The organism is Arthrobacter sp. PGP41, assembly GCF_002953935.1.
GTDB lineage: Bacteria > Actinomycetota > Actinomycetes > Actinomycetales > Micrococcaceae > Arthrobacter.
In genome coordinates, this window is the sequence record NZ_CP026514.1 from 637,747 (window position 1) to 650,262 (window position 12,516).

A 12,516-nucleotide genomic window follows, 5' to 3' on the forward strand; every position below is an offset into this window, starting at 1 on the left:
GCCTCCATCATGCCCCAAGCCACCGACGCTGATGCCGGCCATGCTCCGGCCATGCCGGCGGCCTCCCCGATGCCCGGCTCAAACCTTTCCTGCGGCCGGAAGATCCTTGGTGGCGGGCCCTTCCAGGAGCTTTCCGTCGCTGCTGAAGCGGGAGCCGTGCAGCGGGCAGTCCCACGTCAGCTCGCTGTCATTCCAGTGCAGGATCCCGCCGAGGTGGGTGCATACGGCGGACAGTTTGCACGTGGTGCCGGCAACGGTGGATACCGCCACGGGTTTGGGTCCCTCACGGTAAACCTTGCCTTCGCCTTCGGCCGGAACCACCGGCGCGGGCCCGGCAGCCTGGTCCTCCCTGTCCTTCCGCAGGCCCTGGGCAGCCACCTGTCCCCAGCCGGAGGCCAGCCTGGCTGCCACTCCCGCGTTAAGGGCGACGGCGGACAGGGCTCCGGAGGGAGCGGTGACGCGGTGGTGGATGGTGTCCGCCCACGGCACGTTGCCGCCCAGGATGTCAGCGGAAATTCCGACGGCGGCGGCCACCGCGTTTGTCATGCCCCACTTGTTGTAGCCGGTACCGAAGTAGATATGGCCTTTGCCGCGGGGGAACTTGCCGAAGAAGGGCATGAGGTTGGTTGGCAGATAATCCTGCGCGGACCAGGTATGGGTGGCAACCGCGCCGGGGTAGTGCTGGACGGCCCAGTCGAGGAGGCTGCCCAGGTGGTGTTTCTCGGACCTGGCCCTCCCTACGTGGTGTCCGTGCCCGCCCACCAGCAGCAGTCGCCGGCCGTCCGCCTCATAGTCCCGCAGTGAATGGGTGGGTTGTTCCACCGAGAGGTACATTCCCGGGGGAGGCTCCTGGTCCTCCTGCAGCTGCAGTGCCGCCGCGTAGGAGCGGCTGGGTGTGAGCTTGGCGAAGTACAGGCCGCGGTCCAGCACCGGGGTGCCGGTGGCCAGCACCACCTCGTTGGCGGTGACGTCGCCCCGGGCTGTGTGGACGGTGGCGGGTCCGGAGCCCGTGACGTCCTGTAGCCGCACGCCGCCCACGATCGATCCTCCCCGTCTGCGAATGTCGGAGACCAGGACGTCCAGCACCTCTACCGGGTTGATCTGTGCCTGGTCCGCCAGGCGCACGGCCCCGTGAACGGCAAACGGCAGCCCGGCGTCGCGCACGTATTCCATGTCCAGCCCTGCGGTGGTGCCGGCACTGACCTCTTCGCGGAGCTTTTCCGTGCCCTGGGGGGATGCAGCGTAGGTGTAGGCGTCCCTCCGCTGGTACGGCACCCCGTTCTCGTCGAGGTAGCGCAGGAGCCAGGCCTGGCCTTCGCGGTTGCCGTCCACATATGCCTGCACCTGCTTCTGCGAGTACTGGCGGGCGAGCTGCGACAGGAAGGTCCCCTGGAGGAGGGACACTTTGGCGGTGGTGTTTCCTGTGGTGACGGCACCGGGGAACCTGGCCTCCAGGACAAGCACTTTCTGCCCCGAGCGGGCCAGCAGGAGTGCCGTGACGAGGCCGGTGAGTCCGGCTCCTGCCACCACGGTGTCATAACTGCTTCCGGGCTCGAACGGGTCTGTTGTGAAGGTGTCCGCCCGATCCAACCAAATCGACGTCATGCCTGCTCATCCTGCCTTTTGCTCCAGGCCCCGGTGGGCCATTTGTGATGGGTCTGTTATGAATCCTCATCTATCCGCAACGCACTTACTAAGTATACTTATGATGTCGGGGTTTAAGTCTATGGTCAGGTGGCAGCCCGGCAGCCACGGTGTGAACATAACGGCAAACAGGAGAGATCATGACAAGCATGAGTTCCGACGGTCGCGCGGTGGACCGGACCAACATTCAAAAGGTAACCCTCGCAGTGGGTGCAGTCTTCCTCTTGGTGGGCCTCCTGGGATTCATTCCCGGCATCACCACCAATTACCAGGCCCTGGGTTTCGCCGGACATGGTTCGGAAGCGCTGCTGCTGGGCATTTTCCAGGTGTCGGTGCTGCACAACATCGTCCACCTGCTCTTCGGCGCGGCCGGCATCGCGATGGCCCGCAGCGCCGCGCAGTCCAGGAATTACCTGGTGGGAGGCGGTGCCATCTACCTGGTCCTCTGGATCTACGGCCTGCTGATCGGCAAGGACACGGCAGCGAACTTTGTCCCGGTGAACATTGCGGACGACTGGCTGCACTTCGTCCTCGGCGTGGCAATGGTTGGCCTGGGCCTCGCCCTGTCGCGGGGAACCGCCCGCGCGGGACGACCCACCACAGCCACCAGGTAAGCACCCGCAGGCCAGCAGCACAGCACAAAAAACCGCAGGCGGCCCGGCACCAGCCGGACCGCCTGCGGTCTTTCTTGGACCGTTTCCGGGGGAAGGTTAGGCCGGCTGGAACGGCCCGATGGTCAGCAGCGTGATTTCGGCATTGCTGCAGGCGCGCGTGGGCTGGGCCAGGAACAGGGATTCGGTTTCCTCGGGAGGGTAGATCCGGTAGCCAGCGGCGTCTACCATGGCGCAGTCCGGGTAGTTTCCGGCCTGGGTGTAGCGCAGCACGGCGGAGCCGGTCTGGCCGGGGGCCAGGAGGACGTCGGCCGGAGCAGTGGTTTCATCGCGCACGGCGGGCGCACCGATGGGGGCGCCGGCGCCATCGGCTGCCAGGGAGACGCCGGCAAAGCCCTGGAGGATGCACGGTTCTGCGCCGGTGTTGGTGAGGTTGAGCTTCATGTAGACGCTGCCGGCGGCGCCGCCCCCTGATGCATCGGTGGCAGCCGTAAGCCCGGCCGCCTTGCAGCGGGCCGGTGCCCCCGGCGGCGGGGTCTCTGAGCCGCTGGGCGTGCCTGCGGACGACGGCGGGGCAGGCGTCGTGGGAGCAGCGGACGTTGCATCCGGGCTGGCTGAGCTGGTGCCTGCCGGCGGAGGCGTCTGTGCCTGCGACTGGCCCGGACTGCAGGCACTGAGCATCAATGCCGCCGCCATGGCAGCCGTGGAAATGACCAACCCCTGGAAAATTCGCTGAGACCTCATGGCACCACCTTCGCCGCAGCCGGTGTCCGCGTCAACGACGCCACGAGGCAGTATGGCATTTTGATGCCCGGATCGTGATGATCCGGGCATCAAAGCGCCCTATTTGCTTCGTGCAGCGCTCCTGGCCAACGCCGTGCCGCCCAGCACCAGCCCGCCGACCCCGGCCGCCAGGCCCGCCCAGCTGCGCGCGTCTGCACCGCCATCATCTGCACTTGCCACGGCACCGCCGTCGGAGACTGATGCGGCGTGTTCCGTCCCGTGGCCGGCGGCGCCGGTTGCCTCGGTGACGGTTACCGACGGCGCAGGAGCCTGCAGGGAGTGCACGTCCTGGCCCTCCTTCGCGATGTCGGACCAGTCGGTCTGCCCTGCCTCACAGGTCTGGAGGGTGGGAAAATACAGCGTTGTTCCCGCCGCGTCAGGGAGTTTCACGGAGAGGACCAGGGTGTCCCGGAGCTGGTGCTCCAACGGTGACCTGGCTGTGTAGACAATCTGGCTGGTCCGCTTGGTGATGGCGGTGCCGTCGGCGAGCTTCCTTGGCTCGGCGAGCTGCTCGGTCACTTTCTCCACCGTCCAGTTGGGGTTGACCGTCGGCTGGGCATCGTTCAGCTCCGCAGGCAGCGTGATGGCCACCTTGGTGGTGCCCGATCCGTCGCAGCCGTGCGGGATCGCGAAGGTGAGCAGGGCATAGGAATTGGCCGAGGTTTTGTCCGGCGTTACGCCGACATGCGCCGCGGCACCGCCCGCGGCCGCCAGCAGGAGTACGGCAGCGCCCCCGGTTGCGGCGGAAGTTTGCAGGGCACGGCGAAGAAATGGGGTGTTCATGGGTTTGCCTTTCCGGCGCACACCGGAAACGGCCCGGGGTGCGTAAGTTTGGGAGTCCGCGCCGGCAGGATCCGGCAGGGTCAGGAGGAGAGCACGACGGCGGAAGGCGGGCCGCGGCGGCTGTCCTGCCGGAGGTTGCGCCACGGATGCAGCGGCACGGCGAAAGGCGCGAAAGAAGCCAAAGGCGCGGCGCCGTCGTCGCACGCGGCCGGCCGGGGGAGCGCCGTCAGGGGCCGAAGCCAGGCAGCAAGCGCCCACAGTGCATCCTCGCCCTTGGCGAGAAGGAGGGCGGACCCCAGTGTGGCCAGGGCGTGGGCCGCCAGCATCAGGGGCCCGGACGTTGCCGCGGCCCCGCCAATGTGGTCCAGCGGCAGCGCAACGGCGCCGGGCAGGTGGCTGCCGTGAGCTGCGGTAGCGCCGGATTCGCCAGCGGCTGCGGGGATGCTCGAGGCAGCAAGGACCTCATGCAGTACCAGCTGCCCGGAACCCAGGAGCGCCACAACGGCGGGGAATCCCAGCCGCAGGCGGGTGGCCGTGGTGCTGCCGAGTGCAGTCAACGCCAGCACTGCCAGCATGACGATGGGCGCCGGCAGCGCGCCGCCGCCCGCCAGGTGTGCTCCGGCGGCAAGGGTCAGGATGGCAGCGGCCATGGCTGACGAGCGAAGGAAGTGGAAGGGAACGCGGGGACGGTGTGCATCCACGGTTGGTCCCCTTCCGGCCCTGAAGTCAGTCGTTCAGATTCTATCCGCCGCGGGCCGGGGCAGGGCCCGCTGCCCGAGCGGCGGCCATGTACCCCCTCTTCAGGGCCGGGTTAGACTGCCTGAGTAACCGTCGGCGATGTTGAGGAGAAGTTCATGGACTACACCGGAAGCCAGTCAGAAAAGGTTGTTCCCGCTGGTGAACTTGGCCGCAGCCACATCGGCCAGACCATCAGCTTCCAGCCCAACGAGTTCACCATCGTCTTTGGAAAGCTCGCGGGAATCGCCCGCACGGAAGCGATGGTCTACCTGTCCCTGAAGGGGGTCGGGAACGGCACGCACCTGAAGGATGAATACGACCTGCCGCTTACCCACGACGTTTATGTGCCCGTGGACGTCATCACGAACGCTGAGTCCACCATCAAGGACCTTTTCGGCAAGGTGCAGGAGAACCTGCGCGGAGCAGGCCACAAGGGCGAGGACAGGACGGACCGGCTGTAGCAGGCCGTCCGGATCAATCCCGCGCGGGCCCCGTGGATGCCCGCACCGTAAGGTGTGTGGGCATCACGGCAAGCTGACGGCTGGAGCGGCCCGGAACGGGATTCAGCTGGGAAAGCAGCATGGACACCGCCACCCGGCCGGCCTGCTCGATGGGGCTGGCAATGGTGGTCAGCGGGGGGTTGCAGAAATCCGCGCCGAAGATGTCGTCCGATCCGACGATGCTGATGTCCTCCGGTACGCGGATTCCGCGCTCACGAAGCCGTTGGAGCATTCCGATGGCAAGAAGGTCATTGAACACGATGCACGCCGTGGCGCCGGTGCGCACTGCCGCGTCCGCCGCGGCTGCGCCCGACGTGGTTTTGGGCGTGTAGGGGCCAATCCGGTGGGTCTCCATTCCGCGTTTGGATGATTCCTCCTCGAAGACTTTCCACCGTGCCCGGTTGGACCAGGATGTTGGCGGCCCGCTGACGTAGCAGACGCGGTGGTGGCCCAGGGACGCCAGGTGCTCCAGGGCCTGGATGATCGCCGAGGGCGTGTCGATGACCACTGTTGGAGCACTCGTGGACGCCCGGTTGATGGTCACCAGCGGCTGGGTCTCGGAGACCTCGGCCAGCTGCGCGTCGGTTAAACGCGAGGCTGCAAGGATGAATCCGTCAGCAGACCGCCGCATCTTGTGGAGCGCTTCAAGCTCCATTTCATTGGACTCCTCGGTATCCACGAGCAGCTGCGTGTACCCCGCAGCCTTGAGCTGGTGTTGGGTGCCGCGGATGATGTCGAAGTAGAACGGGTTGGTAATGTCCGGCACAACGACGGCGACGGCGTTCGTGCGCCCTGAGCTGAGGCCCTGTGCCTGTGAGCTGGGCACGTAGTTCAGCTGTGCGGCCGCTGCTTGGATCCGTTCCCTGGTGTGGCGATTAACCCGGTCGGGTTTGGAGAGGGCCCGCGAAACCGTTGATGTGGCCACGCCGGCGAGTTGGGCGACGTCCCGGATTGTTGGAAGTTTCTCCGCACCCGCGCGTCCCTCCGATGTCCCCTCAGCGCGTGCTCCCGGGGTTGGTGCAGTCATTGGCCCTGTCCTTTCGTGCCGAGAAGGCGCCCGGTCCTTCATCCGCGGTGGAGTGGCCGTACCTCAATGGAAACATCTTTTGGCAACTTTTGGCAACCGCTTGCCGCACGAGTTGCCAGCTCCCTAGACTGGGTTTCGAATCGCCTGCAGTGATGCGCGCCACTAGACGTTGTGGCCATGTGGGTGTCCAAGAGGAGAAAACAATGAGGTTTAAATCGTCTTCCGGGCTCGCGGCTATTGTTACGGCTGCGGCATTGGCATTGACCGGCTGCGGTGGCGGCTCCGGCACTACTGATTCATCCACCAGTTCGGACGGAAAGGTGGACGGAACGGGCAAGACCCTCAACGTCCTCGTCGGCGTGTTGAACCAGTACCCGGAACAGCAGAAGCAATGGCAGAGCGACATCGCGGCAAAGTTCAAGGCTGAAACCGGTGCCGACGTAAAGTTCGAGACCTTCGCCTCGGCCAACGACGAACTGACCCGCATCCAGACCTCCGTTGTCTCGGGCCAGGGCCCGGACATCTACGGACTGGGCACCACCTTCACGCCGACCGCCTATGCCACCAAGGCATTTGTGACCTTGTCCGACGACGACTGGAAGAAGGTGGGCGGCAAGGATCGGTTCAACAAGGCCGCCCTGGGGATCTCCGGTCCGGACGAGGAGCACCAGGCCGGCATTCCGTTCGTCAGCCGCCCCTTCGTGATGGCATACAACAAGGAACTGCTGGCCGCGGCCGGAATCGAGAAGCCGGCCACTTCGTGGGATGAGCTTGCGGAGCAGGCGAAGAAGATGACCAAGGACGGCACCTACGGCCTGGCCACCGGCTACAAGGACAACTTCGATCCCTGGAAGTTCATCTGGGCGATGTCCGTCCAGGCAGGCAACCCGATCGTGGACGGGAACAAGCTCAAGCTCGACGACCCCGCCGTCAAGAAGGCCTACGAAACCTACTTCGGCTGGCTGACCGAGGACAAGATCGTTGACCCGGCCTCCGTGGGCTGGAGCAACAGCAACGCCGTCGCGGCCTTTGCCAGCGGCAAGGCCGGTTACCTGATGATGACCACCTCAAGCTCCATTCCGACCCTTGAAAAGTCGGCCGTTGCGGGCAAGTACGAGTACGCCCTGATGCCTACGACGCCTCCGGGAGAGTCGAGCTCGAAGAACGAGGACGCAGCGAGCATCCTCTCCGGTGACAACCTGGTGGTAGCGGACTACTCGAAGCAAAAGGACCTGGCGTTCGCATACATCAAACTGGTCACCTCCAAAGAGGAGCAGTTGAACTACCAGAAGATCTTCGGCGACCTGCCGGCCAACGCAGAAGCACTGGAAGCACTGGCCGGAGATCCCAAACTCAAGGCCATCACGGACGCTGCCGCCAAGTCCAAGGCGACGCCGTTCACCGGCGCCTGGGGAGACATCCAGCTCGGCCTGCTGAACGTCACGGTCCAGTCCGTCCCGGACCTTGCCGCCGGCAAGGTGGACAGCGCTGCCCTTGAAGCACGGATCAAGGATTCCCAGAGCAAGGGCCAGGCCTCCTTGGACCGGGCCTCCAAAGGATAAGTTCTGATGTCAACTGACGCTTCCAACGAAGTCCGGCTTGCGGCGGAGTCCGCCGCAAGCCGGGCGGCACACTCCGCCGCTGACACCGCCGGCCACGAGCCAACCGGGCAGAAGAAGAGCCCGCGCCGCAGGGGCCTCAGCGAACGCAACCGCCCGCTGTGGATGCTGATCCCGGGCGGGGTCCTGATGATCATCATCATCGTTGTACCGCTTTTGCTGGGCATCTTCATGTCCACCCTCAACCTTGATCAGTACACCCTCCGCAAGTGGATCAGCTCGCCCTTCATCGGCGTCGAGAACTTCGTCGAAGCGCTGACGTCCTCACCCCTCCTCCACGCCACCTGGTTGAGCGTCAGCTACTCGCTGCTGGCAATGGTTGTGACCCTTCCGCTGGGCATAGCCGCCGCCGTCGCCACGCAGAACGCGTTCAAGGGGCGGGCCGTGATCCGGTCCGTCTTCCTGATCCCCTACGTGCTTCCGTCGTTCGTGGTGGCGACCGTCTGGCGCACCATGTTCCAGCCGGACGGCATCGTGGACAAGGCCCTGGGGACTGTCGGCATCGAGGCCGGCCTGTGGCTGAACGGGCCGCAGACCTTCTGGACGCTGGTCCTGGTCCAGATCTGGGCTTCCTGGCCCTTCATCTACCTGCTTGCACTCTCCGGGCTGCAGTCCGTGGACCATGAGGTCCATGAGGCCTCAGCCCTGGACGGCGCCCTTTGGTGGAACAAGCTGCGCTACGTCATTTTCCCCTACCTCAAGGGGCCGCTCTCCCTCGCTTTCCTGATCGGCATGCTGCACCACATCAACAACTTCACGCTTCCCTACGTCCTCTTCGGAGTTCCGGCCCCGGCCGACGTGGAAGTGCTGCCGATCCTTACGTATGTCACCAGCTTCCAAAGCTTCCGTTTCGGGCTGAGCGCTGCCATGGCTTTCGTTTCCCTGGTCCTGATCGCCATTCCGCTGTTTGTCTACCTGCGCGCCGTCAAGCTCGACGACGCCGAGTCACCTGGAGCCAAGAAATGAGCACCTCCACTGTCACCAGGCGGAGTCCGGCCACCGCGGACATTCCACGTCCGGGATCGAAGAAACAACACGAAGTCCTGAGGCTGCTTCCGGGGCCTTTGCTCGCGATCATCCTCGTGTTCCTCGGTGCCCTCGTGCTGATCCCCGTGTTCTACATCTTCCTTGCGTCCGTGAACTCGGACATCGGAGTGGCCAACGGAGAGTTCTGGCCCTCAAGCTTCACCCTGGAGAACTACTCGAAGATCTGGACCAGCGTGGGACTGGCCACAGGGCTTGCCAACAGCGTCCTGGTGGCAGGCGCAACAGCTGTTGTTTCGGCAGCGTTGTCCGTCTCAACCGCGTTCGTCCTGGTCCGCTACAGCTTCCGGGGCCGCCTCACCATCCTGCGCGGCCTCCTTGCACTGCAGTCAGTGCCGGGAACCCTGATGGTGCTGCCGGTGTTCGTACTGTTCTCGTCAGCCGCCACCTACTTGGGCATCCAGGTCATCGGGACCCAGTGGGGACTCTTTGTCACCTACCTGACGTTCGCCATGCCGTTCTCCACGTGGGTCATGGTCACCTACCTGCGCGGGCTGCCCCGGGAACTCGAGGAGGCGGCCAAGATTGACGGCGCCAGCAACCTGGGTGTCCTGTTCAGGATCATCCTGCCGCTGAGCTGGCCGGGCATCGTGGTGTCCGGCATCTTCGCCTTCCTGCTGGGTTGGAACGACGTCCTGTTTGCCTCCGTCATGACCCGGCCGGAAAGCCAGACGGCGGCGGTGGCGCTGCAGGTCTTCGGTGCCTCCCAGGAAGGCGGCGCCATCCCGTTCTACGGCCAGATGATGGCTGCGGCGCTGGTATGTGCCGCTCCCGTGGTCATTCTTTACCTGATTTTCCAGCGTTATCTAGTGGGCGGACTTACCGCCGGAGGAGTTAAATAGCCATGGTTTCATCCACCCAGGTCTCGTGGGCCCTGTCCGGATTCGGCGACGAAATCGACGACGACCCCGTCGTGCAGATCGCAGTGCTGCAGGCACTGGGCGCCAACCACATCGAGGTGCGCAGCGCGTGGGGCACCAACATCGTGGACCTGTCCGATGACCAGCTCGCTGACCTTGCCGCGCTGCTCAAGGACAAGGGCATGCAGGTCTCCGCGATTGCCTCCCCGATCGGCAAGGTGGACGTCAGCCTCCCCGTGGAACACGAGGTGGAGCGCCTGCGGAGGGCCGCCAACGCGGCCAAAGTCCTGGGTGCAAAGTACATCCGGATCTTCTCCTTCTACTACGGCGAATCCGTTCCGGTGGACAGCATCCGTGATGCCGTCATCGAACGGATGAGGGCGCTCGCCGCCGTCGCCGAGGAGGCAGGCGTGGTCCTGCTGCACGAAAACGAAAAGGACATTTTCGGGGACGTTCCGGACCGAGTGCTGGACATCATCGAAAGCGTGGACTCACCGGCACTGAAAGTGGCCTGGGACGCGGCCAACTTCGTGCAGGTGGGCGTGAAGCCCTTTGACGAGGGCTACGCCAAGCTCCGCCCGCACCTGGAGTACCTCCAGGTCAAGGATGCCCTGTTCTCCAACGGACATGTGGTCCCGGCGGGGGAGGGCGACGGCGACGTCCTGCGCACCGTCGAAGCGCTCAAGGCTGACGGTTTCACCGGCTTCGCCTCCCTGGAGCCGCATCTTGCCGGCGCCCACGGCCTCGGTGGATTCTCCGGCCCCACAGCATTCGGTATTGCTGCCCGGGCCTTTGCAAAAGTCACAGCGGAAGCAGGAGTGCAGACAGTATGAGTGAGACGTTGAAGGTTGCCATCACGGGTTGCGGCGTCATTGGCCGGACCCATGCAGTTGCCCTGCAGGAGTTTCCCGGCGCCAGCATTGTGGCGCTGGTGGACGCGATCCCGGACGCCGCTGTTGCCCTTGCGGACTTCATCGAAAAGAGCGGACGCCCCAGGCCCTCTGTGCATGAGTCCATCGCAGATGCTTTTGCCGCGGAGGACATCGACCTGGTGGCGCTGGCCACCCCCAGCGGACTGCACATCCAGCAGGGCCTCGAGGTACTGGCTGCCGGCAAGCACGTTGTCATCGAAAAGCCCCTGGACGTGGACCTGAGCCGCGCCCAGGAGATTGAGGCGGCAGCGAATGAAGCCGCACGCCGCGGGGTGGTCGCTTCCGTCATCAGCCAGCACCGCTTTGACCAGGCCAGCGTTGCGGTTGCGGATGCCGTGGCAAAAGGCCGGTTCGGCCGGCTGACGTCCGCCATCGCCTCTGTCGCCTGGTGGCGCGGGCAGGGCTATTACGATTCCGGTGACTGGCGCGGCACTTGGGCAATGGACGGCGGTGGCGCCCTGATGAACCAGGGCGTCCACACGGTTGACCTGCTGCTGTGGTTCATGGGCCGCCCCGTGGAAATCCACGCGCACACGGCCCGCCTGGCACACGAACGCATTGAGGTGGAGGACACCGCCGTTGCAACCGTGACGTTCGAAAACGGCGGCCTGGCAGTACTGCATGCCACCACCGCCGCATACCCGGGCCTGACCGTGCGGGTCCAGCTGATGGGCGCGGAAGGCTCCGCAGTGGTGGACAACGACCAGCTGCACTACTTCCACTCCAAGGACGCCGGCGGCCCTTCCGCGGACATGGGGCTTCAGGGCGGCGGCAACCAGGCCCAGGAAGAACTGGCCAAGTACCCGGCAGAGGATTACGAGGCCAAGGACCCCACGGTGTACCCGGCCGGACACATCCGCCAGTACCGCGACATCCTCGGGGCCATCACCGAAGGCCGCCAGCCCGGGGTCACGGTGAGCGATGCCGTCAATGCCCTGGCCACCGTGCGTGCCGTCTATGTCTCCGCCACGCTCAACCAGGCAGTCCTCTTCGACGACGTCCTGGCCGGCAAGTACAACGACCTGGAGGTCCGCACGGGCTCCACTGCGGCAGAAAGCGCCTGAAGCGATGAAATTTTCAGTATTTACAGCCTCCACGCCGGACTGGACCCCGGAGGAAGCCGTGAACCACCTTTCGGGTCAGGGCTGGGACGGCATCGAGTGGCGGATCACTGACCAGGCGGAGGCGCCCGAGCCGGGTTTCTGGGCCGGCAACAAAGCGACGATTCCGCTGACCGGCCTCGAAGACAATCTTGGGCGGGTGGCAACAATCACCCGCGACGCCGGGCTGGAGTTCTCCGGAATCGGCGGCTATGCGCGGTGTGACAACCACGACGACGTCGAGCGGATGCTGGCGGCCACGGCCGCCTTGGGCGCGGGCCAGGTCCGCGTCACCACGCTTCCGCTGGGAACGGCGGCGTGGGGCAATGAAGGACCCAGCGGGATTCCTTATCCTGCCCTGTTTGAGGCAGCCCGCCGTGACTTCGAATGGGTGGCTGAAAGAGCGGCCCACCATGGCGTCAAGGCGCTGGTGGAGCTGCACCACCGCACCATCACCGCGTCCGCTTCCTCGGCGCGGCGCCTGCTGGAAGGCCTCGACCCCGCGCACGTGGGGGTCATCCACGACCTCGGAAACCTGCTGATCGAGGGCCAGGAAGACTACCTTCCCGCCTTCGAACTGCTGGGGGAATACCTGGCACACATCCATGTCAAGAACGCCGTGTGGGTCCGGCAGGACGCAACGGACGAGTCTGGTGCCGCGGTGTTCAGCAACGAGTGGGCACCGCTGCAGTCCGGACAGGGAAGTGTCCTCGAATATTTCAGGGCGCTCGCTGCCCATGGCTACGACGGTTGGGTCACGGTGGAAGACTTCTCCACGGAGTTGCCCCTTGCCGAACGTACTGCCGGCAATCTTGACTACCTGCGGCGTACGGCGGCACTCGCCGGTCTCACCGCAGGGGCCGGGGCGCGTTGAC

Annotated in this window: 13 protein-coding genes; 8 read left to right on the forward strand and 5 right to left on the reverse strand. The window is 65.2% G+C overall.

Features of this window, described 5'->3' with window-relative positions; translation table 11 throughout:
* Positions 1-78 precede the first annotated feature (78 nt).
* Positions 79-1,605 (reverse strand): FAD-dependent oxidoreductase, encoded by a 1,527-nt coding sequence (locus C3B78_RS03045; RefSeq protein WP_104996763.1) that lies wholly within the window; start codon positions 1,603-1,605, stop codon positions 79-81.
* 188 nt (positions 1,606-1,793) lie between these two features.
* Here C3B78_RS03045 and C3B78_RS03050 point away from each other — a divergent pair, with 188 nt between their 5' ends.
* Positions 1,794-2,258, forward strand: coding sequence for a DUF4383 domain-containing protein (locus tag C3B78_RS03050; RefSeq protein ID WP_234005575.1), 465 nt, complete (start codon positions 1,794-1,796; stop codon positions 2,256-2,258).
* 96 nt (positions 2,259-2,354) lie between these two features.
* Here C3B78_RS03050 and C3B78_RS03055 read toward each other — a convergent pair whose 3' ends face one another.
* From C3B78_RS03055 to C3B78_RS03065, 3 genes are all read right to left on the reverse strand, one after another.
* Positions 2,355-2,999: a DUF4232 domain-containing protein gene (locus C3B78_RS03055; protein WP_199775318.1), complete on the reverse strand. Its 645-nt coding sequence runs from the start codon at positions 2,997-2,999 to the stop codon at positions 2,355-2,357.
* 99 nt (positions 3,000-3,098) lie between these two features.
* Positions 3,099-3,821, reverse strand: coding sequence for a YcnI family copper-binding membrane protein (locus C3B78_RS03060; protein ID WP_104996765.1), 723 nt, complete (start codon positions 3,819-3,821; stop codon positions 3,099-3,101).
* Between the two features lie 80 nt (positions 3,822-3,901).
* Positions 3,902-4,522, reverse strand: a complete 621-nt coding sequence (locus C3B78_RS03065) for a hypothetical protein (RefSeq protein ID WP_104996766.1) — start codon at positions 4,520-4,522, stop codon at positions 3,902-3,904.
* A gap of 153 nt (positions 4,523-4,675) precedes the next feature.
* Here C3B78_RS03065 and C3B78_RS03070 point away from each other — a divergent pair, with 153 nt between their 5' ends.
* Positions 4,676-5,020 (forward strand): hypothetical protein, encoded by a 345-nt coding sequence (locus C3B78_RS03070; protein ID WP_104996767.1) that lies wholly within the window; start codon positions 4,676-4,678, stop codon positions 5,018-5,020.
* A 13-nt stretch (positions 5,021-5,033) separates the two neighbouring features.
* Here the strand turns inward: C3B78_RS03070 and C3B78_RS03075 are convergent, their stop codons facing one another.
* Positions 5,034-6,086, reverse strand: coding sequence for a LacI family DNA-binding transcriptional regulator (locus C3B78_RS03075; RefSeq protein ID WP_104996768.1), 1,053 nt, complete (start codon positions 6,084-6,086; stop codon positions 5,034-5,036).
* Positions 6,087-6,289: 203 nt separating this feature from the next.
* Between C3B78_RS03075 and C3B78_RS03080 the strand changes: the two genes are divergently transcribed.
* The 6 genes from C3B78_RS03080 to C3B78_RS03105 are packed head-to-tail and all read left to right on the forward strand — an operon-like array spanning position 6,290 to position 12,515.
* Complete coding sequence (locus tag C3B78_RS03080) at positions 6,290-7,648, forward strand: ABC transporter substrate-binding protein (protein ID WP_199775319.1); 1,359 nt, start codon at positions 6,290-6,292, stop codon at positions 7,646-7,648.
* A gap of 6 nt (positions 7,649-7,654) precedes the next feature.
* A complete protein-coding gene (locus C3B78_RS03085; protein ID WP_104996769.1) occupies positions 7,655-8,671 on the forward strand; it encodes a carbohydrate ABC transporter permease in 1,017 nt (338 codons plus the stop codon).
* Positions 8,668-9,591 (forward strand): carbohydrate ABC transporter permease, encoded by a 924-nt coding sequence (locus C3B78_RS03090; protein WP_104996770.1) that lies wholly within the window; start codon positions 8,668-8,670, stop codon positions 9,589-9,591. The genes C3B78_RS03085 and C3B78_RS03090 overlap by 4 nt, the downstream gene beginning before the upstream one ends.
* Positions 9,592-9,593: 2 nt before the next feature.
* Positions 9,594-10,442 (forward strand): sugar phosphate isomerase/epimerase family protein, encoded by an 849-nt coding sequence (locus tag C3B78_RS03095; protein WP_104996771.1) that lies wholly within the window; start codon positions 9,594-9,596, stop codon positions 10,440-10,442.
* Complete coding sequence (locus C3B78_RS03100) at positions 10,439-11,605, forward strand: Gfo/Idh/MocA family protein (protein ID WP_104996772.1); 1,167 nt, start codon at positions 10,439-10,441, stop codon at positions 11,603-11,605. Before C3B78_RS03095 ends, C3B78_RS03100 begins: the two co-directional genes overlap by 4 nt.
* A gap of 4 nt (positions 11,606-11,609) precedes the next feature.
* Entirely contained in the window at positions 11,610-12,515 is a 906-nt protein-coding gene (locus tag C3B78_RS03105; RefSeq protein WP_104996773.1) for a sugar phosphate isomerase/epimerase family protein, read from the forward strand.
* Position 12,516 lies beyond the last annotated feature (1 nt).